General features: G+C 68.6%; 19 protein-coding genes. 15 read left to right on the top strand and 4 right to left on the bottom strand.

Annotation, left to right across the window (positions count from 1 at the left end; genetic code table 11):
• Nucleotides 1-40 precede the first annotated feature (40 nt).
• The 3 genes from EPL04_RS09190 (at nucleotide 41) to hjc (ending at nucleotide 2,966) form a co-directional block, all read left to right on the top strand.
• The gene (locus EPL04_RS09190) at nucleotides 41-958 is read left to right on the top strand and encodes a hypothetical protein (RefSeq protein WP_134671043.1); all 918 of its coding nucleotides are present in this window, start codon (nucleotides 41-43) and stop codon (nucleotides 956-958) included.
• Nucleotides 959-1,041: 83 nt separating this feature from the next.
• Nucleotides 1,042-2,352: an adenosylhomocysteinase gene (locus tag EPL04_RS09185; RefSeq protein ID WP_134671042.1), complete on the top strand. Its 1,311-nt coding sequence runs from the start codon at nucleotides 1,042-1,044 to the stop codon at nucleotides 2,350-2,352.
• A gap of 98 nt (nucleotides 2,353-2,450) precedes the next feature.
• On the top strand, nucleotides 2,451-2,966 hold the full coding sequence (gene hjc / locus EPL04_RS09180; protein ID WP_134671041.1) for a Holliday junction resolvase Hjc: 516 nt from the start codon (nucleotides 2,451-2,453) through the stop codon (nucleotides 2,964-2,966).
• 31 nt (nucleotides 2,967-2,997) lie between these two features.
• Here hjc and EPL04_RS09175 read toward each other — a convergent pair whose 3' ends face one another.
• Complete coding sequence (locus EPL04_RS09175; protein ID WP_209019605.1) at nucleotides 2,998-3,699, bottom strand: SWIM zinc finger family protein; 702 nt, start codon at nucleotides 3,697-3,699, stop codon at nucleotides 2,998-3,000.
• 469 nt (nucleotides 3,700-4,168) lie between these two features.
• On the opposite strand from EPL04_RS09175, the gene EPL04_RS09170 reads away from it, so the two are divergent.
• Nucleotides 4,169-4,372, top strand: a complete 204-nt coding sequence (locus tag EPL04_RS09170) for a DUF7472 family protein (protein WP_134671040.1) — start codon at nucleotides 4,169-4,171, stop codon at nucleotides 4,370-4,372.
• Nucleotides 4,373-4,391: 19 nt separating this feature from the next.
• Here EPL04_RS09170 and EPL04_RS09165 read toward each other — a convergent pair whose 3' ends face one another.
• Nucleotides 4,392-5,486 carry a DNA primase large subunit PriL gene (locus EPL04_RS09165; protein WP_134671039.1) on the bottom strand — a complete coding sequence of 365 codons (1,095 nt, stop codon included), beginning with the start codon at nucleotides 5,484-5,486 and terminating at the stop codon, nucleotides 4,392-4,394.
• 80 nt (nucleotides 5,487-5,566) lie between these two features.
• Here EPL04_RS09165 and EPL04_RS09160 point away from each other — a divergent pair, with 80 nt between their 5' ends.
• On the top strand, nucleotides 5,567-5,920 hold the full coding sequence (locus EPL04_RS09160) for a nuclear transport factor 2 family protein (protein WP_134671038.1): 354 nt from the start codon (nucleotides 5,567-5,569) through the stop codon (nucleotides 5,918-5,920).
• Nucleotides 5,921-5,993: 73 nt separating this feature from the next.
• Complete coding sequence (locus EPL04_RS09155; protein ID WP_134671037.1) at nucleotides 5,994-6,407, top strand: EamA family transporter; 414 nt, start codon at nucleotides 5,994-5,996, stop codon at nucleotides 6,405-6,407.
• Between the two features lie 37 nt (nucleotides 6,408-6,444).
• On the opposite strand, the gene serS is transcribed toward EPL04_RS09155, so the two are convergent.
• Nucleotides 6,445-7,803 (bottom strand): serine--tRNA ligase, encoded by a 1,359-nt coding sequence (gene serS, locus EPL04_RS09150; RefSeq protein ID WP_134671220.1) that lies wholly within the window; start codon nucleotides 7,801-7,803, stop codon nucleotides 6,445-6,447.
• Between the two features lie 133 nt (nucleotides 7,804-7,936).
• On the opposite strand from serS, the gene EPL04_RS09145 reads away from it, so the two are divergent.
• From EPL04_RS09145 to EPL04_RS09120, 6 genes are all read left to right on the top strand, one after another.
• Complete coding sequence (locus EPL04_RS09145) at nucleotides 7,937-8,851, top strand: MBL fold metallo-hydrolase (RefSeq protein ID WP_134671036.1); 915 nt, start codon at nucleotides 7,937-7,939, stop codon at nucleotides 8,849-8,851.
• A 132-nt stretch (nucleotides 8,852-8,983) separates the two neighbouring features.
• Nucleotides 8,984-10,993 carry an AMP-dependent synthetase/ligase gene (locus tag EPL04_RS09140; RefSeq protein WP_134671035.1) on the top strand — a complete coding sequence of 670 codons (2,010 nt, stop codon included), beginning with the start codon at nucleotides 8,984-8,986 and terminating at the stop codon, nucleotides 10,991-10,993.
• Between the two features lie 114 nt (nucleotides 10,994-11,107).
• Nucleotides 11,108-12,991, top strand: coding sequence for a cation:proton antiporter domain-containing protein (locus EPL04_RS09135; RefSeq protein ID WP_134671034.1), 1,884 nt, complete (start codon nucleotides 11,108-11,110; stop codon nucleotides 12,989-12,991).
• Between the two features lie 181 nt (nucleotides 12,992-13,172).
• Complete coding sequence (locus EPL04_RS09130) at nucleotides 13,173-14,855, top strand: aldehyde ferredoxin oxidoreductase family protein (protein WP_134671033.1); 1,683 nt, start codon at nucleotides 13,173-13,175, stop codon at nucleotides 14,853-14,855.
• A 148-nt stretch (nucleotides 14,856-15,003) separates the two neighbouring features.
• Complete coding sequence (locus tag EPL04_RS09125; protein WP_134671032.1) at nucleotides 15,004-15,402, top strand: hypothetical protein; 399 nt, start codon at nucleotides 15,004-15,006, stop codon at nucleotides 15,400-15,402.
• A complete protein-coding gene (locus EPL04_RS09120) occupies nucleotides 15,399-15,593 on the top strand; it encodes a helix-turn-helix transcriptional regulator (RefSeq protein WP_134671031.1) in 195 nt (64 codons plus the stop codon). The genes EPL04_RS09125 and EPL04_RS09120 overlap by 4 nt, the downstream gene beginning before the upstream one ends.
• Before the next feature lie 24 nt (nucleotides 15,594-15,617).
• Here the strand turns inward: EPL04_RS09120 and EPL04_RS09115 are convergent, their stop codons facing one another.
• Nucleotides 15,618-16,760: a thiolase family protein gene (locus EPL04_RS09115; protein WP_134671030.1), complete on the bottom strand. Its 1,143-nt coding sequence runs from the start codon at nucleotides 16,758-16,760 to the stop codon at nucleotides 15,618-15,620.
• A 164-nt stretch (nucleotides 16,761-16,924) separates the two neighbouring features.
• Between EPL04_RS09115 and EPL04_RS09110 the strand changes: the two genes are divergently transcribed.
• The 3 genes from EPL04_RS09110 to EPL04_RS09100 all read left to right on the top strand — a co-directional run bounded on the left by EPL04_RS09110 (nucleotide 16,925) and on the right by EPL04_RS09100 (nucleotide 21,118).
• The gene (locus EPL04_RS09110; RefSeq protein ID WP_134671029.1) at nucleotides 16,925-18,703 is read left to right on the top strand and encodes a flippase activity-associated protein Agl23; all 1,779 of its coding nucleotides are present in this window, start codon (nucleotides 16,925-16,927) and stop codon (nucleotides 18,701-18,703) included.
• Between the two features lie 77 nt (nucleotides 18,704-18,780).
• Nucleotides 18,781-20,163, top strand: a complete 1,383-nt coding sequence (locus EPL04_RS09105; protein WP_134671028.1) for an ATP-binding protein — start codon at nucleotides 18,781-18,783, stop codon at nucleotides 20,161-20,163.
• 79 nt (nucleotides 20,164-20,242) lie between these two features.
• Nucleotides 20,243-21,118, top strand: coding sequence for an MBL fold metallo-hydrolase (locus EPL04_RS09100; protein WP_134671027.1), 876 nt, complete (start codon nucleotides 20,243-20,245; stop codon nucleotides 21,116-21,118).
• Nucleotides 21,119-21,128: the final 10 nt, after the last annotated feature.

Raw genomic sequence — 21,128 nt, 5'->3', positions numbered from 1 at the left:
AATCGGGGTTTAATCGGACGTTTCCCGTAGCACCGAGCGCATGAGATCGAAGAAACGACTGCTTTCGGTCGCGATGGCCGGCGTACTGATCCTGTCGGCGTTCGCCGCCGCGGGCGTCGTCAACGCCGCGGCCGCGAACGACGCGACGGCGAACGAGTCGCTCGTCGTCGGGATCGAGCAGGACGACGACGGCGAGGCGACCGTGAGCGTGACGCAGAACGATTCGACTGTCGAGAACGCGAGCGTGACCGTCGACGCGACGACGGCGAACGTCACGTACGACGGCGCGGGGAACTACACCACCGACGACGACGGCGAAGTCGAACTCCCCGCGCCCGGACAGAACGTGACCGTGGCGATCACCGCCACCGCCGACGGCGCGACCGGTTCGGCGACGGCCGACCTGACCGTCGGAGAGTCCGACGACGAGGCGGGGAGCTTCGGACAGCTCGTCTCCTCGTTCGTGACCGAGATGCTCGACGCCGGGAGCAACGACGGCGGCCTCGGACAGGCGGTCTCGGAGTTCGTCACGAACAACAACCCGGGCAACGCCGGGAACGCGCCCGACGACGCGGGCCGACCCGACGACTCCGGGAAGCCCGACGATGTCGGGAACGCGTCCGAGGACGCCGGGAAGCCCGACGACGTCGGCCCCGACGGTGACGACGAGGACGACGAGCGCGGACCGCCCGAGCACGCCGGTCCCGACAGCGACGACGAGAGCAACGAGACCGCGGACGGGGACGCCGACGAAGAACGGCCTGAGGCCGCGGACGCCGACGACGAAGAAGAGACTGACGCCGACGAAGAAGAGACTGACGCCGAGACCGCGGACGCCGACGACGAAGAAGAGACTGACGCCGACGAAGAAGAGACCGACGACGAGGACGAAGACGGCGACGACAATCCCGGTAACGGAAACGCGGCCGGGAACAACGGAAACGGCAACGGTAACTGATCCGACCGCCGACGCCCAGAGACCGACGATCGGTCGCGTCCGGCTTCGGTAGCGTTTTGGGCGCGGTAGCCCTCTGTTCGCGCATGGTAGACTACCCGGCGATCAGCGAGCAGTTAGACGACATCGAGTCTGCTCGCGAAGATGGCCACCGGAAGATAGACTGGGCGCGCGAACACATGCCGATCCTGACCGCGCTCCAGGCTGAGTTCGACGCCGAGAAGCCCTTCGAGGGCCAGCGCATCGGGATGGCGATGCACGTCGAGGCCAAGACCGCGGTGCTGGTCGAGACCCTCGCGGAGGCGGGTGCGGACGTCGCGGTCACGGGGTGCAACCCCCTCTCGACCCACGGCGACGTGAGCGCCGCGCTCGACGAGCATCCCAAGATCACCTCCTACGCCAAGCGCGGGGTCGACGACGAGGAGTACTACGAGGCCATCGAGGCGGTCATCGCCCACGAGCCGACCGTCACGGTCGACGACGGGATGGACCTCGTCGCGGCCATCCACGAGGACTACCCCGAGCTGATCGACTCCATCATCGGCGGCTGTGAAGAGACCACCACGGGCGTCCACCGCCTGCGCGCGATGGACGACGACGGCGCGCTCGAGTACCCCGTGTTCGCGGTGAACGACACCCCGATGAAGCGACTGTTCGACAACGTTCACGGGACGGGCGAGTCCTCGCTGGCGAACATCGCGATGACCACGAACCTCTCGTGGGCGGGCAAAGACGTCGTGGTCGCGGGCTACGGCTACTGCGGGAAGGGCGTCGCGAAGAAGGCCGCGGGCCAGAACGCCAACGTCATCGTGACCGAGGTCGAGCCCCGCCGCGCGCTCGAAGCCCACATGGAGGGCTACGACGTGATGCCGATGGACGAGGCCGCCGCGGTCGGCGACGTGTTCCTGACGACCACCGGCAACCGCGACGTGATCACCGCCGACCACTTCGAGCGGATGAACGACGGCGTCCTGCTCGCGAACGCGGGCCACTTCGACATCGAGATCAACCTCGACGAGCTCGCCGAGATGGCGGTCGACGAGCGCGAGGCCCGCGAGGGCGTCCGAGAGTACGAGCTACAGGACGGCCGCCGGCTCAACGTCCTCGCGGAGGGGCGGCTGGTGAACCTCGCCAGCCCGATCGCGCTCGGCCACCCGGTCGAGGTGATGGACCAGAGCTTCGGCGTACAGGCCGTCTGCGTCCGGGAACTGGTCGAGAACGGCGCCTCGGACAGTTCGAGCGAGGAGGGCGACCAGTACGAGGCCGGCGTCCACGAGGTTCCCGACGACCTCGATCGGGAGATCGCCGAGATCAAGCTCGACGCCGAGGGCGTCGCGTACGACGATCTGTCCGACGAGCAAGAAGAGTACATGGGGAGCTGGCAGCACGGGACGTAAGGCCGCCCGATCGTCCGCCCCGGTCCCGGCGGACTTAACACCCCGAAGGAACGACGATTCGATATGACCGACGCGACCGAGCTCTCGGGGGGTGTCTGATGTCGAACGCCAAGGGGGATCGCCGCGAGCGCGAACTCGTCAACCGGCTCGACGAGGCGGGGTTCGCGGTGATGCGCGCGCCCGCGTCCGGGTCGGCGACCGAGCGCGAGCTCCCGGACGTGCTGGCCGGCGACAGCGAGGTGTTCTACGCCATCGAGGCCAAATCGAGCGCGGGCGATCCCATCTACCTCACAGGCGAGGAGGTCGAGGCGCTTGTGTACTTCAGCCGGAACTTCGGCGCCAAGCCCCGGATCGGCGTGCGGTTCGACCGGGAGGACTGGTACTTTTTCCACCCCGGCGAGCTCTACACCACCGACGGCGGCAACTACCGGGTCAAGCTCGAAACCGCGCTCGCCGACGGCACCGACTTCCCGGAGCTCGTGGGCCACTCCGAGCAGGCGACGCTCGGCGAGGCGGGCGAGGACGACCACGACGCCGCGGTGCTCGATCTCCTGTCGGCGGTGAAACGCGGCGACATCTCCGTCGAGGAGGCGGCCGCGGCGCTCGACGGGTAGCGAGAAAATCCGACCCGCACAGGTCGCCGTGCTACGCGGCCGGCTCGAAGTCCCCGAGCGCAGACTGGTCTTCGGCGTCCGAGCCGCCCCCTTCGGTGGACTCGCCCCGACGGGCGAGCCGCCCGCGCGGGAACGAGTAGTGACGGAGGTGGTGGGGCCGGAAGTCGTCGGCGTCGAGCCCGGCCGGCACCGGGTACATCGCCTCGACGACCACGTCGTCGGCCCGGTAGCCCTCGTTTGTCGAGTAGTCGGCGACGGTCACGTCCCGGCCGGTCACGTCCACCTCGTCGGCCCGGCGGTCGGTCGTCTCGACGACGACGAGCAGGTCGTCGGTCTCCCGGTCGACGACGAGTTCGCCCGGGCCGAGCCGACACTCCTCACAGAGGTAGGGCCCGCGCTCGCCCTCGGGGACGAACAGCTCGTCGCCGCAGTGCTCGCAGGCGACCGCCCGCTCGCCGGGCGGCGGGACCAGCCCCTCGGTGACCTCCATCGCGACCCGCCGGAGGTGCTTGCACCGGACCTGCCGGAAGGTGTGATCGGGGCAGGTACACCGGCCGCCCCGGAGGTCGACCGAGTAGGTGTTTCCCGTCTGGCTCTCGACTTCGTAGACGCCGCCGCCGAGCGGCGTGACGTTCATTCGCTCCGTGCGGGCCCGCTGGGACCTGACGTCGGTCACCTCGGGCGCAGGAGCGAGCGGTGCGCGCGTTCGTTCGGAAGCTGTTGTGTTTTCCATGGGCTTCCCACCTTGTGTGCGGCGACCGCGATCGACAGAATCGGCGTTTCGACCCCCACTCGTCGCGTCTGCGGTCGATTCCGCGTACGAATACGTAGGGTCCGAGCGCCCCTAAGTCTTACACCTATCGGAAACACTAGATTGGACTTAGAGGGCTCTTTGACGCCATAGAACGCGGGGTGAGATGCACCACGTTCCGCAAGCGAGGGGCAAGCGAGCGAAGCGAGCGAACCGGCGATTCCCCCGCGAACGAGGAGCGTAGTCGTTCGAAAGGCACTGCCTTTCGTGATGACGAGAGAGCGTCGCTCTCTCGGATCACGACGAGCGAGCGCCCCGAGGAACCCCCGAAGGAGGTGATGGCGGGTTTGAGTCGAGGTTTTCCCAGCCGAGAGGCGGCCGTAGCCCGCCTCGGAGCGCAGTAAAAGGTCGTTTCGAAGCGCTTTTGCGGGTGCCCCCGGAAGCCCCCGCCATGAACATCGAGCAGGAGACGCTCCGGGACATCGCCGTCTCCGTCGGGGCGGTCGGGCTGTTCGTCGCGCTGTTGGCGTTCGTCGGGACGACCTTCGGCGAGAACGGACTCACAGAGACCGGCGCGCTCGCGGTCATCGGCGTCATCGTCTTCTTCGTCCTTCTCATGACCGGGATCGGCGTCTGGATGGCGTATCAGGAGTAGCGACCCCGTCTCTTCTGTATCAGCGCTCGCGCCAGTCTTCGACGTCGTCGACCGCCTCTAGGGCCTGTTCGTAGTACGCCAGCGGGTGGCGGATCGTCTCACACCGGGCGTCCGCGGTCGGGTCGCTCTCGTCGGCCACCGGGCAGTCGCCGTAGGCGGCCATCGTCTCGCACGACGGCGGGGCGTACTGCGCGCCGGCGTCGTCCCCGACGCGGGCCGCCCGGTAGCGGAGTCGGGTCGCGACCGTCGGGTCGTCGACCTCCCAGAGCGCCAGCATCTCGTCGGGGTCGGCCCCCGCGCTGGCGAGAAACGCGACGAGCGCGAACCGCGAATGTGCCGAGAGCTCCTCGTCGGCCCGCGCCCGATCGAGGAGACTCCGCATGCACGGCGGGAACTGGCCGGGTGCGAGCACGTCGATGTCGCGGGCCACGTCCACCTCCGAGAAGGCGTCTTCGAGTTCGGCCACCTCCTCGGTCAGTCCCTCCCGGATCTCGTCGGGGACCTCGGTCGGGAGCCCGTCGGCGACTCGCGCGCGGACCGCCTCCCGGAGCAGGTCGTGGAGCTCCGACTCGTCGATCGTGACCGCGCCGTCGGCCACCTCGCGGGTGGCGAGCCGCCACGAGTCGCCGTCGAACCCGCCCGCGAGCCGGAGGTAGGCGGGGACCGCGACCGCGAACCCGGGGTCGGCGACCTCGACGTCGCGAGCGAGATCGAACTCCCGCAGGAGGTACGCCCGGGGGACCTTCCCGTCGGTCGGGGTCCGCTGGCCCTCTCCGAGCGCCGCGAAGTCGTCGGTGAACCGCTCGTAAGCGGTCCGGGCCTCGGCGTCGGCGTACTTCTCGACCGCGCCGGGGGCGTCCAGAAGCGAGACTAACACTCGGGCGACCGGGTACGAGAGGAGTTCGGCCTGCACGCCGGGGTGGCGCTCGCCGTCGGGCACGTCGACAGTCCCGTCGAGCAGGGCGCGTTCGACCCGCTGGACCCCGCGGTCGACCGCGGGGTGGCGCCCGTCGGCGCTCGCCGAGACGATCATCTCGGCGAGGCCGACGTCCGCCTCTCGGACCGCCTCGCGCGAGGCGTCGAGAAACGGGTAGTCGGCGTGGAACGGGTCCATACTCCCCTCATTTGGACCGACCCCGATAAACGCGACGAAGACCGCCGGGATTGATGGGCGCGGGGCCCGTCGGACCGATCATGAGCGAAGCGACCGCGCTGGCCTACTACGACGCCGTCGACGCGGGCGACTACGCGGCGCTGGCGGACCTGCTCGCGCCCGAGGCGGTCCACGAGCGGCCCGACCGACGGATCGAGGGCCGCGAGGCGCTGGTGACGTTCATGCGCGACGGCCGACCGAATCGGGACACGTCCCACGAGGTGGCGACGGTGCTGACCGCGTCCGGCGACGGCGGCGATCGCGGTCGCGACTCCGGGAGCGTCGCGGTCGAGGGTCGGCTGTTCGACGCCGAGGGCGATCCGATGTTCGGGTTCGTCGACGTGTTCTCGTTCGAGGCGGGACGCATCGCGGAGATCAGAACGTACACGCGCTGACACACGGATCGCGGTTCCGGCAGTCGCCGACCGCTTTCCAAACCCATAGGTGCGCGACGGCCGAACCGACGGCATGAACTACCTCGCGTGGGCAGTCCTCGCGCTCGTCGGCTACTCCGTGTTCACGCCGCTGGCGAGCCTCGCGACCAACGAGATTCCGAGCACAGTCGTCGCGCTCGTGGCCAACAGCATGCTCGCGCTGTCGGCGGCGGCGGTCATCGCCGTCCGCGACGAGTCGGTGACCCCGTACCTGACCGGCGGGAACGCGGTGTACATGTACGCCGCCGGAGTGTTCCTCAGCGTCGGCATCCTCGCGTACTATCAGGCGCTCGGGAAGGGCCCGGTCAGCGTCGTGGTGCCGGTGTTCGGGATGTTTCTGGTCGGGAGCGCGCTGCTCGGCGTCGTCTTCCTCGGCGACCCCCTGACCGTCCGGAAAGCGGCGGGCATCGCGCTCGCGGCGACCGGCGTCTACCTCACGACGACCTGATCGGCGCGCCGGGCCGACGGTCGGACGGACCGACCGGCTACTCCTTCTCGCCCGCGCCGACCGCGCTCTCGCCGATCGGCTCGTGGCCCTCGATGACCTCGGTGGCGCCCATGTACGGCCGGAGGGGCTCGGGCACGGTGACGGTGCCGTCGTCGTTCTGGTAGTACTCGAGGATCGCGACCATCACGCGGGGCAGGGCCAGCCCCGAACCGTTGAGCGTGTGGAGGTACTCGGTCGACTCGTGGCGCTCGGGCCGGTACCGAAGGCCCGCCCGCCGGGCCTGAAAGTCCTCGAAGTTCGACACCGACGACACTTCGAGCCACCGGCCGCCCTCCTCGGGGCCGTCGTCCATGTCGTCGCCGGGCGCCCACACCTCGATGTCGTACTTCTTGGCCTGCGTGAACCCGAGGTCGGCGGTACACATCTCCAGGATCCGGTAGGGGAGATCGAGCCGCCGGAGGACTTCTTCGGCCTCGTCGACCAGCCGGTCGAACGCCTCGTAGCTGGTCTCGGGCTCGACGAAGTTGACCATCTCGACCTTGTTGAACTGGTGGACCCGGACGATCCCTCGCGTCTCGGTGCCGTGCTCGCCCGCCTCGCGCCGGAAGTTGGGGGTGTAGGCCTGATGTTTGACCGGCAGGTCGTCCTTCAAGAGGATGTCGTCGCGGTACATGTTGGTGACCGGCACCTCCGCGGTCGGGCAGAGCCAGAGGTCCTCGCCCTCCAGCTTGTAGGCGTCCTCGGCGAACTTCGGGAGCTGGCCGGTGCCGGTCATCGACTCGCTGTTGACCGGGATCGGCGGGAACAGGTCGACGTACCCCTGCTCGCGGTGGAGATCGAGCATGAACTGGAGCAGTGCGTACTCCAACTGGGCGCCCTCGCCCTTCAGGAAGTAGAAGCCGCTCCCGGTCGTCTTGGCCGCCCGGGCCTCGTCGATGATGTCGAGGTCCTCGCCGAGTTCGTAGTGGGGCGTTATCGTCTCGGGGAGGTCGCGCAGGTCCTCGAACCCCTCACGGCGGCGCTCGACGTTGTCGTCCTCGCTGTCGCCGACCGGCACCTCCTCGTGGGGAATCTGTGGGAGTCGGAGCAGTTCGTCTTCTAGGGTCTCGGCGAGGTCGGCCGCCCGCTCCTCGACGGTTTCGATCTCGCCTTTGAGTTCCTGGGAGCGCTCGATGGCCGCCTCGGCCTGCTCGTGGTCGCCGGCCTGCTTGAGCTCGCCGATCTCGGTGCTGACCTCGTTGCGCTCGTGGCGCAGATCGTCGCCGCGGGCCTTGAGTTCGCGCCACTCCTCGTCGAGTTCGAGAATCCGGTCGAAGTCCACGTCGGCCACGCCCTTCTGTTCGAGCGCGGTCCGGACCTCGTCGGGGTTCTCGCGGATGTAGTTCCGGTCGAGCATTCCTACTCGTTTCATCCCCCTCCCGGCAAAAAACCGTATCGTTCGTGAGACACCGAGTGACGAGGCGGGCCGGGAACTCCACTGACTGTCGGCGGGCGAACCGCTTTTGTCCCGTCCGGACCCACTCACGGCCATGGCACGAGGCGACCTCCGCGAGGTGACGACGGGTAGCTGTTCGGATCTCTACTACCTCGACACCGGCATGTACGACACCGACGAGTACGGCGCGGTCTACATCTACGACGCCGCCCGGCCCGCGATCGTGGAGACGGGGATCGGCACGCACCACGAGGTGATCCTCGACGCGCTCGACGAGCTGTCGATCGCCCGCGAAGAGGTGGCGGTCATCGCCCCGACTCACGTCCACCTCGACCACGCCGGCGGGGCGGGGTTTCTCGCGGAGGCGTGTCCGAACGCCGAGGTGTACGTCCACGAGATCGGCGCGTCCCACCTCGCCGACCCCGGGCGACTCGTCGAGGGGACCAAGGCCGCGGTCGGCGACCAGTGGGAGTTTTACGTCGAACCCGACCCCGTGCCCGAGGACCGCCTCGTGGCGCTTCAGGCGGGCGACGAGATCCACCTCGGCGACCACCGCCTCGACGTCTATCACGCGCCGGGCCACGCGCCCCATCAGGTGATCTTCCACGATCCGGGCGACGACGCCGTCTTCACCGCCGACGCCGCCGGCATCTGGGTGCCCGAACTGGGCGAGATCCGCGAGACGTCGCCGCCGCCGAACTTCGATCTCGACGCCTGCCTCGCGGACCTCGAAACCGTCCGGGACCTCGACCCCGAGACCCTGCTGTACACTCACTTCGGTCCCCGCGAGTACCGCGAGGGCGCGATGGACGAGTACGAGGCGGTGCTGACCGAGTGGGTCGAGTCGGTCGAGCAGAAATACGACGAACTCGGCGACGGCGAGGCGACCGAGGCGTTTTTCGCCGACCGCACCGAGATGGACGCGGTGTGGGGCGAGCGCAAGGCCCGGGGCGAGACCGCGATGAACGTCCGAGGCGTGCTGACGTACCTCCGCGGTCGCGAGGACTGAGTCGGCGACGCGTCGGGGCTCGCGACGCCGGGGGTCGCCGTCGCGTCGACTCTCACGGGCGGCGAATAAACCCGAATGAACGTTCGGGACGTTCGGAGGTAGCTTAATGTCCCGGGCGTCTGAGAGGACGGTATGGAGTGGCGTGACGCGGAACGGGCGTACGAGGACGAGGTGGTCGGTCGGTCGACGCTCCCCCGGATGTTCGAGGAGAGCGCCGCCAGAAATTCGAACCGGCCGGCCCAGCAGTACAAGGGCGGCGTCTACGACCGATCGCTGGTCGGGACGGCGCTCCCCGCGGCGCCCGACGGCGAGTTCCGGGCGATCTCCTACGCGGAGATGCGGGAGATCGTCCGGTCGCTCGCGGCGGGCTTTCGCGACCTCGGCGTCGGCGCCGACGACCGGGTCGGCATCTTCTCGGCGACCCGGATGGAGTGGGCCCAGTGTGACTTCGGACTGCTCGCCGCCGGCGCGGTCGTGACCACGGTGTACCGGGGGTCGTCGCCGAGGCAGGTCGCACACCTCCTCGGGGACCCCGACGCGTCGGGCGTCGTCGTCGAGAACCCGGACCTGCTCGATCGCGTCGTCTCGGTCCAGGACGACCTCGATCTGGAGTTCGCGGTCCTGCTCGACGGCGCGGCCGGCGACGCCCCCGACGACGCGGCGTTCGACGTGCTGACGCTCGGCGACGTGTACGAGCGCGGCGAGGCGGCGTTCGACGAGGCCGACTACGAGTCGTGGCTCGACGCCCGCGACCCGGCGGACCTCGCGACGCTCATCTACACCTCCGGGACCACCGGCACCCCGAAGGGAGTCCGGCTCACTCACTGGAACTTCCGGTCGAACGTCAATCAGTGCTACAAGCGGTTCGGTCCCCGCCCCGACAAGGACGACGACGTGCCGGTCCTCGACGAGACGGCGAGCACCGTCTCGTTTCTCCCGCTGGCCCACGTCCTCGAACGGCTCGCGGGCCATTTCATGATGTTCGCGGCGGGCGCGACGGTCGCCTACGCCGAGAGCCCCGACACCCTCCGGGAGGACTTTCAGGCGGTCGGACCGACCACCGGCACCAGCGTCCCGCGGGTGTACGAGCGCATCTACGACGCCATCCGCGAGCAGGCCGAGTCCTCGCCGATCAGCGAGCGACTCTTCGAGTGGGCGACCGACGTCGGCCGAGAGTACTTCGAGACCGAGTCGCCGGGGCCGGTGTTGCGCGCGAAGCGGGCGGTCGCCGACCGGCTCGTCTTCCGGAAAGTCCGTGCGGGGCTCGGCGGGAACGTCGACTTTCTCATCAGCGGCGGGGGGAGCCTCTCGCCCGAGCTGTGTGCGCTGTATCACGGGATGGGGCTTCCGATCCTCGAAGGGTACGGGCTGACCGAGACCTCCCCGGTCATCGCGGTCAACCCGCCCGAGGAGCCGAAGGTCGGCACCATCGGCCCGCCGGTCGTCGACGCCGAGGTCCGAGTCGACGAGTCGGTGGTCTCTGGCGAGACCTTCGAGGACGCCGAGGGCGAGGTCGGCGAACTCCTCGTGCGGGGACCGAACGTCACCGACGGCTACTGGCAACTCCCCGAGGAAACCGAACGGGCGTTCACGGACGGCCCGTCCGCGGGCGACGAGAGCGGCGAGTCGTCCGACCAACAGTGGTTGCGCACCGGCGACGTGGTGGAACTGCGCCCCGACGACTACATCGCGTTCCGTGAGCGCGCCAAGGAGCTGTTGGTGCTTTCGACCGGCAAGAACGTCGCGCCGGGGCCCATCGAGGACGCGTTCGCCGCGAGCGACGTCGTCGAGCAGTGCATGGTGGTCGGCGACGGCCAGAAGTTCGTCTCGGCCATCCTGGTGCCGAACGTCGAGACCCTGCGGGCCCGCGCCGACGAGGAGGGGATCGAACTCCCCGAGGAGCGCCGGGCGTTCTGTCGGGACGACCGCGTCCGGGCGTGGATCGACGAGGCGGTCGAGGAGGTCAACGAGCGGTTCGAGCCCTACGAGCAGATCAAGCAGTACCGGATCGTCCCCGAGGAGTTCACCGAGGACAACGACCTGCTCACCCCGACGATGAAGAAAAAGCGTCGGAACATCTTGGAGCGCTTCGCCGACGAGATCGACGAAATCTACGCCAGAGACTACGAGGACGCATCGTGACCCGCCCCGACCGCCAGCGGAGACGCGAGTACTCACAATCTCTGCCGGATCCATCGCAACCGACCGTTTTTAAGCCCCTCAGGACATTGGACACGGACACGGAGGTTATACAAGGTGTCAGCTGGCGGTAGCGGCGTCGGGCTCGTCCCCCTCGTGGCCGGTATTCTCGGCCTCGGAGTGGCGGCACAGGTACTGTCCGACCGATTTCAGGTGCCGAGCGTGCTGTTTCTCATCCTCGCGGGCATCTCGGTCGGTCCGACCGGATTCGGCATCGTCACCGCCGAGACGTTCGGCGAGAGCCTCTCGGCCATCGTCGGTCTGAGCGTGGCGATCATCGTCTTCGAGGGCGCGTTCCACCTCAAGCTCGACCGGCTTCGAGAGGCCCCGTCGGCGACCATCAGGCTGGTCACGCTCGGGGCTATGATCTCGCTGGTCGGGACCGCCGCCGTCATTCGGTTCGCGCTCGGCGAGACGTGGGAGCTGTCGCTGCTCATCGGCTCGCTGCTGGTCGCGACCGGCCCGACGGTCATCACGCCGATTCTGGAGGTCGTTCCGGTCCGAGACCGCGTGGCGACGGCCCTCGAAACCGAGGGCGTCGTCAACGACGTGACCGCCGCGATCCTCGCCATCGTCATCTTCCAGTTGGTCGTTCAGGAGGACCCGACCGCGACCGCGGTGCTCGCGGACTTCGCGCGACGGCTCGGCATCGGGATCGTGGTCGGCATGGTCGTCGCCGGGGTCATCTGGTACCTGCTTCGGTACGTCGACCTCTCGCCGGACAACGCCCCGCAGAACGCCCGGCTGGTCACGCTCGCCGGCGCGCTGGTCGCCTACGGTGGTGCCAACACGCTGGCGACCGAGGCGGGCATCGCGGCGGTCGCGACCGCCGGCATACTGCTCGGCAACGCCGATCTCCCCTACGAGGAGAACATCGAGTCGTTCAAGGGCGACGTGACCCTGCTGGTCCTGTCGTTCGTCTTCATCGCGCTGGCGGCGCTCCTCCAGCTCGGCGACCTCGTGTCGCTCGGGCTGGGCGGGATCGTCGTGGTGTTGGTGGTCGCGCTCGTCGTGCGGCCGCTACTCGTGTTCCTCTCGACGACGGGCGATCGGTACACGACCGCCGAGAAGCTGTTCATGAGCGTGGTCGGCCCTCGGGGTATCATCCCGGCGTCGGTCGCGACGCTGTTCGCCGTCGAGCTGAGCAACCCCGCGAACGCCTACTACGATCCGCAGGCAGCGAGCGTCCTCGTCGGGACCGTCTTTCTGGTGATCCTGACGACGGTCGTCTTCGAGGGCGGCTTCGCCCGCCACATCGCCGAATATCTGGACGTGATACCAATGCGTGTACTCATCATCGGAGGAGGCAAGGTGGGCCGTGCGCTCGCCGAACGCCTCGAAGAGCGCGGAGAGAACGTCGTCATCATCGAGCGCGAGCAAGAGATGGTGGAGATGACCCGCGAAGCGGGCTTTACCGCCCACCACGGCGACGGCACCGACACCGAGATACTCAGGAAGGCGGGCGCCGGCAACGCCAAGATCGTCGTGGCCGCGACCGGCGACGACGACGCCAACCTCCTGGTCGCACAGCTCGCCGACTCGAAGTTCGACGTCGAGACCGTCATCGCGCGGGCCAACAACCCCGACAACGTCGACGCCTTCGAGGACCTCGGCGTCCGGACGATCGACGCCTCGTCGGCGACAGCGTGGGCCATCGACAACGTGATCGAACGGCCCGCGCTGTCGAACTGGATGACCGAGATCGGTCGGTCCGGCGACGTTCAGGAGATCGAGGTCACCGCCGAGGACCTCGTTGGCAAGACCATCTCGGAGCTCGACGATCAGCTCCCCAACGGCGTCCTCATCGCCATGGTCGGCCGGGGCGGCGACAGCGAGGTCCCCACCGAGGACTTCACCCTCCAGCAGGGCGACCACATCACCTTCCTCGGCCGGAAGGAGTCGGTCCACGAGGCGATCGATCGCTGTCATCCCCACGAGTAGCGCGGCGCAGACTCGCGGGTCTCCGGTCGCGGGCGACGACGACTTCAGACCCGGCGTCCCCGCGCCGGCGTCGGCTGGCCGCCGACTACCGAACTGATTCGCCGAGGGCGCTCGAACTGACGCCGAGTCTGGCGTGTGGCCATCTTTATCACCTCCGAAGCGATACACGATACCTGAGACCATGATACACAGCAAGGGCCCGCTGCTCACGGTCGATCTGGGCGAGCGCGAAACCCGCACGGAGGACATCGACGACGTGCTCGAATCGTTCATCGGCGGTCGGGGCGTCGGGACCAAACTCGGCCACGATCGGATCCCGTTCGACGCCGACCCGCTCGGCCCCGACAACCGGCTGGTCTTTACCACCGGCCCCATGCAGATGTCGACGATGAGCTTCACGGGCCGGATGAACGCCACCGCGGTGTCGCCGCTCACCGACGGCCTGCTGTCGTCGAACGCCGGCGGGTTCATGTCGCGGAACTTCGCCGACACCGGCTACAGCGCGGTCGAGATCGTCGGCGAGAGCGACGAGACGCTCGCGATCCACGTCACCGACGAGGGCGTCGAGTTCGAACCGGTGGCCGATCTGGCGGGCGCCACGGTCCCCGAGACCTGCGAGTACATCGAGGAGACCCACGGACTCAGCAGCGAACACGTCGCCTGCATCGGGCCGGCGGGCGAGAACGAGGTCCGGTTCGCCTCCATCATGACGACCGAAGAGCGGGCGTTCGGTCGGGGCGGACTCGGCGCGGTGCTCGGCGCGAAAGGTGTCAAGGCGATCACGTTCGAGGGCGACGCCGCTCCCGAGATCGAGATCCCGGCGACCCAGATGGAGATCCACCGCGAGGCCGCGACCGAAGACCACATCATGAAACGACAGGGCACGGTCTCGGTGATGGACCTCGCCAACGAGATCGACGGCCTGCCCTCCTACTACTTCTCCGAGCAGTCGTTCGAGGGCGCCGAGGGGATCAACGGCGACGCGGTCGAGCAGAAAAAGTACAAGAAAGGGACCTGCTCGGCGTGTGCGTTCGCGTGCAAACTCCCGACCAGAGACGAGGCGGCCGGCGTCGAGACCGAGGGCCCGGAGTTCGAGACGGCGATGGCGTTCGGGTCGAACGCCGGCATCGACGACATCGTCGACGTGATGAAGTCCAACGAGCTCTGTGACCGCTACGGTCTCGACACCATCTCGACGGGCAACACCGTCTCGGCGTACCTCGCGAGCGAGGACGAGTTCGGCGACGAGGAGCTCATCCTCGACCTCGTCGAGAAGATCGCCAACCGCGAGGGCGTCGGCGACACGCTCGCGGAGGGGATCGACCGGATCCACGACGACCTCGGGGTCGGCAACTGGACCGTGAAGGGCATGGACTTTGCGGCCCACGAGGGCCGAGTCCTCCACGGGCAGGGGCTCTCGTACGCGGTCGCCAACCGCGGCGGCGATCACATGTACGCGACCTTCTACTCGGTCGAGTACCCCCTCGTGCCCAAAGAGGAGGGCATGGCGCCGAGAGGTCTGGAGGGCAAGCCCGAGCGCCTCGTGAAACGCGAGAACCTGATGGCGCTCAACGACGCCGGCGTGGTCTGTAAGTTCTCGCGGGACTTCATGAGCCCCGAGCGCTACGAGTCGCTGTTCGGCGCGGACTTCGAGGACCTGCTCGCGGTCGGCGATCGGATCGTCGAACTCGAACGCCACTTCAACAACAAGCGGGGGATCGACCGCGAGGCCGACCGACTGCCCTACGATCTGCCGGGCTTCGAGGACGCCCTCGACGAGTACTACGCGGTCCGGGGCTGGAACGACGACGGCACCGTCCCCGACGGCCACGTCTCGCCCGGCGCGGCGAGCGCCGACGACTGAGCCGGCCGGCTCTTCGAGCTCCCTTTCGTCGACGGCCGATCGCGGTTTTCTGCTCTCGGATCGCTCGATCACCCCTAGATTTATTGCCGAGTGTAAAAGAGACTTTACTGTAAAGCGAGCTTTACGACAAGCGCGCTTGACACCACCCATGACACGAACCGAAACCTTCGGAGCGACCTCGTATCGCCGGGCCTACGTCGGCCTGTGGACGCTCGCCGGCCTGCTGTTCGCCGCCCTCATCGGGTTCGGCTACCGGCTGTGGGCGGTCGGGGCGTTCGCCCTGCTCGCGGGCGCGACCGTCGCCATCGAGTGGCGCGCCGACGCGACGCTGTTCGACGAGCGCGACGAGTCGATCCACCGCGTCGCGAGCGCGAAGACGGTGGGGTTCTACGGCGTGCTCTCGGCGATCGTCTTCCCCGCGCTGGTCGCGCTCGGCGCGCTGGGCCGCTTCGAGTGGGGGCCGATGGCCGCCGGCGTCGCGTGGACGGTCGCGGCCCTGTACGTCACGTACGGAGCGATGGCGCTCGCGGTCGGCGCCCGCCGATGAAAAACTCGTTGCCGGACCTCCGCGAGCGATGCGGCCTGAGTCAGGCCGACCTCGCCGACGACGTCGGGGTCACGCGCCAGACCATCAACTCGATCGAGCGGGGCCGCTACGACCCGTCGCTCGAACTCGCGTTCGCGCTCGCCGATCGGTTCGAGTGCCGGATCGAGGACATCTTCGACCCCGACGGGTGAGCGGTCGCCGAGATCGCCTCCGTACTACTTGCGCTCGAAGGTGATCGCCGCGCCCTGCCCGAAGCCGACACAGAGCGTCGCGAGCCCCTTGTCGGCGTCGCGCTTCTCCATCTCGTGGACGAGGGTCACGGGCAGTCGCGCGCCCGAGGCGCCGAGCGGGTGACCGAGGGCGATCGCGCCGCCGTTGACGTTGAACTTCTCGGGGTCGATGCCGAGCTCGTCGCGCGAGTAGACACACTGGCTCGCGAACGCCTCGTTGAGCTCCACGAGGTCGAACTCTTCGATGTCCTCGCCGGTGCGTTCGAGCAGGCCGCGAGTCGCGGGCACCGGACCGATCCCCATCACGGTGGGGTCGACGCCCGCGACGTTGTTGTCGCCGACGTGGGCCAGCACGTCGAGGCCGTGTTCGTCGGCGAACGCTTTGCTGGTGACCAGCGTCGCGGCCGCGCCGTCGCTGATCTGGGAGGCGTTGCCCGGCGTGACCGTGCCGTCGCCCTTGAACACCGTCGGAAGCTGGCCGAGCGCCTCCATGCTGGTGTCCCGGCGGATGCCCTCGTCTTCCTCGACGACCCCGTCGTCAGTTTCGATCGGGACGATCTCGTCGTCGAACCGCCCGGAGTCGGTAGCGTCGGCGGCGCGCTGTTGGCTCTGGAGGGCGTACTCGTCTTGGGTCTCTCGGGAGATGTCGTACTCCTCGGCGACCTTCTCGGCGGTCATCCCCATCTGGAGCTCGCCGACGTTGTAGTGCTCGGCGAGCGCCGGGTGGACGCTGCTGTACCCGTTGCTCATCGGGACGCGGCTCATGTTCTCGACCCCGCCGGCGATGATGGCGGTCCGCTGGCCCGCCCGGATCGCGTCGCTCGCGCTGATGATCGCCTGCATCGAGGAGGCACACCACCGGTTGATGGTGGTGGCCGGTACCCCCTCGCCGAGCTCCGACAGCAGGGCGATCACGCGGGCGACGTTGTTGTCCTGCTCGTCGCGCTGCTGTGCGACGCCCCACATCAGGTCGTCGATCTCCTCGCCGGTGAGGCCGGTCTCCGAGAGGATCGTGTCCACGAGCGGGACCGAGAGGTCCTCGCTTCGGGTGTCTGCGTACACGCCGTCCTCTTTGCCCTGGGGCGTTCGAACCGCCTTCGCGATGACTGGAGTGGTGTCGTCTCCCATACTACTCGTTGCGTCCCGGACGTTCATAAATGACCGTAGAACTCCGCCCGCGTCGAGAGGAGTTGGTCCAGAAACTATTTGTCCGAACCCCCGGCATTAGCGTGTAATGAGACTCCCCGCTCGCGGCGCGCGTCGACCGATCTCTCTGTCTCGCTCGCTGATCCATGGCTTCAGAGACTGAATCGCGCCCGTCGACCGCGACCGCCCGCGAGACGCTGACCGGCTACGCCTCCCGGACCGAACTCGCTGTCGTCGCGGTCGCCCTGTTCGCGGTGGCGATCCGACTCGTTGGTCTGGGCACCCGGGTCGCCCACCAGGACGAGGCCCGGGTCGCCTACTGGGCGTACCGCTACATGGAGACGGGCGTCTACTGGTATCGGCCCATCGTCCACGGGCCGTTCCTGACCATCGTCGACGCGCAGGTGTTCGAACTCCTCGGCGCCTCGGACTTCACGATGCGGCTCCCGGTCGCGCTCATCAGCGGGCTCCTGCCCCTGACCGCCCTCCTGTTTCGGGACCGACTCCGGAGCGCCGAGATGATCGCGTACGCGCTGGTGCTTGCGGCCAACCCGCTCGTGCTCTACTACTCGCGGTTCTACCGCAACGACGTGCTGCTCGCGGGGTTCATGCTCGCGGCGTTCGCCTTCTACGTCCGGGCCTACGACACCCGGAAGGCCCGCCACCTCTATCTGGGGACCGCGGCGTTCGCGCTGGCGGTCACCACCAAGGAGAACGCGCTGGTCTACCCCGTCTGCTGGCTCGGCGCGACCGCCCTGCTGTGGGACCACCGGCTGTTCACCCGGCGGGCCGGCGAGGCCGGCCTCCTCGGGACCGTCTGGGCGCAGGTCCGGACGACCGCGCGGAGTCTCGCCGACTGGTGGCACCACTTCGCGCTCGCGGCCGTGGAGTTTCTGGCCGTCGTCGTGTTCTTCTACGCGCCCCGCGGCGAAGCGGCGGTCCCGAGCCCGACGCTGGGCGAGACGCTCCGGGATCCGACGCTGGTGCCCGCGCTGGTCGAGGAGGCCACCCTCGGGTCGTGGGACGCGTTTACCGGCCAGTGGGGAAGCGGGAACACCGACTCGTACCTCGCGGCGATCCGTGACTTCATCCCGGTGCTCGAAACGGGCGCGCTCGTGCTCGTGGGGTTCGCGGTGGTCGGCTTCCTCGTCGACCGCTACTCGGGCGAGCGCCCCCGCGACGCGGTCGCGTTCGCGTCCTACTGGGGGATATTCAGCTTCCTCGGCTACCCCGTCATCGTCTCGAACCACTTCCCGTGGGAGATGGTCCACGTCGTCGTCCCGCTGGTGATTCCGGCCGCGGTCGGGCTCGCGCTGGTCGCCCGCGTCGGGTTCGAGAGCGTGACCGACGGGGACGCCGTCTCGGCCACCGCCGCCGGGCTGGTGGTGTTGCTGGTCGTCGCGCAGGTCGGCGCGACCGCCTACGGCACCTCGTTCGCCGACGCCCAGAGCGGGGACAACGAGCTGGTCCAGTACGCCCAGTCGTCGAGCGAGATGAAGCCGTTGCTCGGCGAGCTACGCCGGGTGGTCGAGGCCAACGACGGTATCGACGCGCTGTACTACGGCGACGACACCGACTTCGACGGCGACGAGTTTTACGCCCCCGATCCCGAGTCCCACGAGACGCCGCCGGCGGGCGACGGCTGGTTCGAGCGACTGCCGTTCGCGTGGTACATGGAGACGTACGGCGCCGAGACCGACAGCACCGACCGCGCCGAACTGATCGCGGGGATGGACGACAAGCCCCCGATCGTCTTCGCGTTCGGCGAGTCGGCCACCTGTACCGACGAGTACGACAACGCGGGCGACATCGACCAGTACATGGACGGCTACGAGCGCCACGAGGTCCAGCGGTTCGCCCACGACAGCGGCTGTATCGTCAGTAGCGTGGTGGTGTACGTCGACGAGGACGCGCCGCGGGCCTGACGCGCCCGCGGCCCGTCTCCCCCGCGTTCGGGCGGCTTCGACGCGCTTAAGCACCCGTGGCATCAAAACTCCGGGGAATGAGCGACGCGGCTCTGGACGTCGTCGAGTTCCTGCTTACCACGCGCGTCTACAACGACGACCGGGAGTTGGACGAAAACGACCTTCCCCCACGCTACCGACAGGTGTTCTGGCCAGACGGCGAGACCGACCGGGACCGACCCGGAACCGACGGCGACTCGCCGTTGGGCATCGAGCGCCCGCTCCGGGCGACCATCGACACGGCCCGCCGGGCGACGGGCGTCGACAACCCCTGGAGCGCGATCTCCGAGCTGATGTTCACCGACCGCGACGAGTTCTCGGGATCGCTCGAACTCACCCAGCCCGAGATGGCCGAGGAGTGGTTCCTCGGGCGGGCCGACGAGCGCGTGCTCCACAACCCCGCGTTGGCGGCCGCCTTCGAGGACGAAGTCGACGGCGCCGATTACGAGGCCGCCCGCGACGCCAACCGCCCGGTCCAGGCCGACCGGGCGTGGATCGACGGCCTGCTCGCGGAGTACTTCGCCGACGAGGAAGAAGAGGAGATGCTCGATCTCGTGGACATCCGGGCACCCGAGGAGATCGAGACCACCCTCGACGACCTCGTGCTCACCACCGATCAGGAGGCCGAGATCCACAAGATCGTCAAGGCCATCGAGCACCGCGAGTACCTCGCCCACATCGGGCTCCGGGAGATCGGCAAGCTCCTGTTCGTCGGCCCGCCGGGCACCGGCAAGACCTCGACCGCCCGCGCGCTGGCCTACGACCTCGATCTCCCCTTCGTGGAGGTCAAGCTCTCGATGATCACGAGCCAGTACCTCGGCGAGACCGCAAAGAACGTCGAGAAGGTGTTCGAGGTCGCAAAGCGGCTCTCGCCCTGTATCCTGTTCATGGACGAGTTCGACTTCGTCGCCAAGACCCGGTCGTCCGACGAGCACGCCGCGATCAAGCGCGCGGTCAACACCCTGCTCAAGTCCATCGACGACATCAGCCTGATCCAGGACGACGTGTTGCTGATCGGCGCGACCAACCACCCCGACCAGCTCGACGCCGCGGCGTGGCGGCGCTTCGACGAGATCGTCAACTTCCCCAAGCCCGACGTGGAGATGCGCGCCGACATCCTCCGGCTCATCACCCGCCCGATGGAGATCGCGGACTTCGACCCCGCGGCGCTGGCCGAGGAGACCGAGGGGCTGACCGGTAGCGACCTCCGGATGGTGCTCCGGGAGGCCGTCCTCGACGCGCTGACCGAGGAGCGGACCGAGCTCACCCAAGAGGACTTTCTCGACGCCGTCATCGACTTCGAGGAGCGAGACAACCTCAAGGACCTCGACATGATCGAGGGCGACCACGACGCACTGGTCGCTGGCGGGGACATCTCCGGCGGCGCGAGCGCCGACGGCGGGCACAGCCACGACCACTGAACGGCCCGCCGCCGACGGACCGGACCGACGCGGCCCCGTCCCGGGAAGCTTTGTATTCGACGCTCATACCCCCGGGCAGATGGAAGTCACGCTACTCGGCACCGGCGACACGACCGGCACCCCAACGCCGGGGTGTGACTGCGACACCTGCGAGGCGGCCCGCGATCCGGGCGACGACACGCGTCGCCGACTTCGCGAGCGCGGAATCGACGCCAGCGGCGGCGTCGAGCGCTCGCGCTTCTCGGTCCACGTCCGCAACGAGCGCACCGGCGAGTGCCTACTGATCGATCTGAGTCCCGACTTTCGCCACCAGTTTCTCCACCGCGACGTCGCGCTCCCCGACGAGGCGCTGATCACCCACATCCACTTCGACCACCTCGACGGGCTGGGCAACGCCTACCGGCTGTTCGAGGACCTGCCGGTCCACGCCGCCAGCGAGGTCGACCCCGTCACCGGCGAGAGCGTCGCCGACACGATCCGAGACAAGTACGACTACCTCGACCGGGTGACGGTGTCGGATCACGCGCCCCACGAGGTCTTCGCGGCCTGCGGCTTCGAGGTCCGACTGGTGCCGGTCGACCACCCGCCGCTGGTCTGCTACGGCGTCGTCGTCGAGGACCCCGAAACGGGTGCGACGCTCTCGCTGACCGGCGACACGAGCTACGGGATCCCCGAACGGTCCCGGGAGGCGCTGGCGGGCGCCGACCTCCTGCTCGCCGACGCCATCGTGCCCGCCGACCTCTGCGAGCACCACCCCGCCGGCGGCGACCACCACGGCCCCGACGGCGTCCCCCGAACGTTCGGCACCAAGCACATGACCCGCGAGGGAGCGCTCGCGCTGGCCGACGAACTCGACGCCGCGGAGACGCGGCTGGTTCACCTCGCCCACTACTACCCGGTCGAGGAGGCGTTCGAGGAGCCCCTGGCGGTCGACGGCGAGCGCTATCGGCTCTGAGGGCTCGGGC

The organism is Halorussus marinus (genome assembly GCF_004521895.1).
Lineage (GTDB): Archaea > Halobacteriota > Halobacteria > Halobacteriales > Haladaptataceae > Halorussus > Halorussus marinus.
The sequence above is the reverse complement of the archived record's forward strand: the minus strand, read 5'-3'. Positions and strand labels throughout refer to the sequence as shown.

What these genes read in the sequence shown, in the direction of transcription:
- EPL04_RS09190 (WP_134671043.1), top strand. Translation starts at nt 41, where the DNA reads ATGAGATCGAAGAAACGACTGCTTTCGGTCGCGATGGCCGGCGTACTG.
- EPL04_RS09185 (WP_134671042.1), top strand. Translation starts at nt 1,042, where the DNA reads ATGGTAGACTACCCGGCGATCAGCGAGCAGTTAGACGACATCGAGTCT.
- hjc (WP_134671041.1), top strand. Translation starts at nt 2,451, where the DNA reads ATGTCGAACGCCAAGGGGGATCGCCGCGAGCGCGAACTCGTCAACCGG.
- EPL04_RS09175 (WP_209019605.1), bottom strand. Translation starts at nt 3,699, where the DNA reads ATGGAAAACACAACAGCTTCCGAACGAACGCGCGCACCGCTCGCTCCT.
- EPL04_RS09170 (WP_134671040.1), top strand. Translation starts at nt 4,169, where the DNA reads ATGAACATCGAGCAGGAGACGCTCCGGGACATCGCCGTCTCCGTCGGG.
- EPL04_RS09165 (WP_134671039.1), bottom strand. Translation starts at nt 5,486, where the DNA reads ATGGACCCGTTCCACGCCGACTACCCGTTTCTCGACGCCTCGCGCGAG.
- EPL04_RS09160 (WP_134671038.1), top strand. Translation starts at nt 5,567, where the DNA reads ATGAGCGAAGCGACCGCGCTGGCCTACTACGACGCCGTCGACGCGGGC.
- EPL04_RS09155 (WP_134671037.1), top strand. Translation starts at nt 5,994, where the DNA reads ATGAACTACCTCGCGTGGGCAGTCCTCGCGCTCGTCGGCTACTCCGTG.
- serS (WP_134671220.1), bottom strand. Translation starts at nt 7,803, where the DNA reads ATGCTCGACCGGAACTACATCCGCGAGAACCCCGACGAGGTCCGGACC.
- EPL04_RS09145 (WP_134671036.1), top strand. Translation starts at nt 7,937, where the DNA reads ATGGCACGAGGCGACCTCCGCGAGGTGACGACGGGTAGCTGTTCGGAT.
- EPL04_RS09140 (WP_134671035.1), top strand. Translation starts at nt 8,984, where the DNA reads ATGGAGTGGCGTGACGCGGAACGGGCGTACGAGGACGAGGTGGTCGGT.
- EPL04_RS09130 (WP_134671033.1), top strand. Translation starts at nt 13,173, where the DNA reads ATGATACACAGCAAGGGCCCGCTGCTCACGGTCGATCTGGGCGAGCGC.
- EPL04_RS09125 (WP_134671032.1), top strand. Translation starts at nt 15,004, where the DNA reads ATGACACGAACCGAAACCTTCGGAGCGACCTCGTATCGCCGGGCCTAC.
- EPL04_RS09120 (WP_134671031.1), top strand. Translation starts at nt 15,399, where the DNA reads ATGAAAAACTCGTTGCCGGACCTCCGCGAGCGATGCGGCCTGAGTCAG.
- EPL04_RS09115 (WP_134671030.1), bottom strand. Translation starts at nt 16,760, where the DNA reads ATGGGAGACGACACCACTCCAGTCATCGCGAAGGCGGTTCGAACGCCC.
- EPL04_RS09110 (WP_134671029.1), top strand. Translation starts at nt 16,925, where the DNA reads ATGGCTTCAGAGACTGAATCGCGCCCGTCGACCGCGACCGCCCGCGAG.
- EPL04_RS09105 (WP_134671028.1), top strand. Translation starts at nt 18,781, where the DNA reads ATGAGCGACGCGGCTCTGGACGTCGTCGAGTTCCTGCTTACCACGCGC.
- EPL04_RS09100 (WP_134671027.1), top strand. Translation starts at nt 20,243, where the DNA reads ATGGAAGTCACGCTACTCGGCACCGGCGACACGACCGGCACCCCAACG.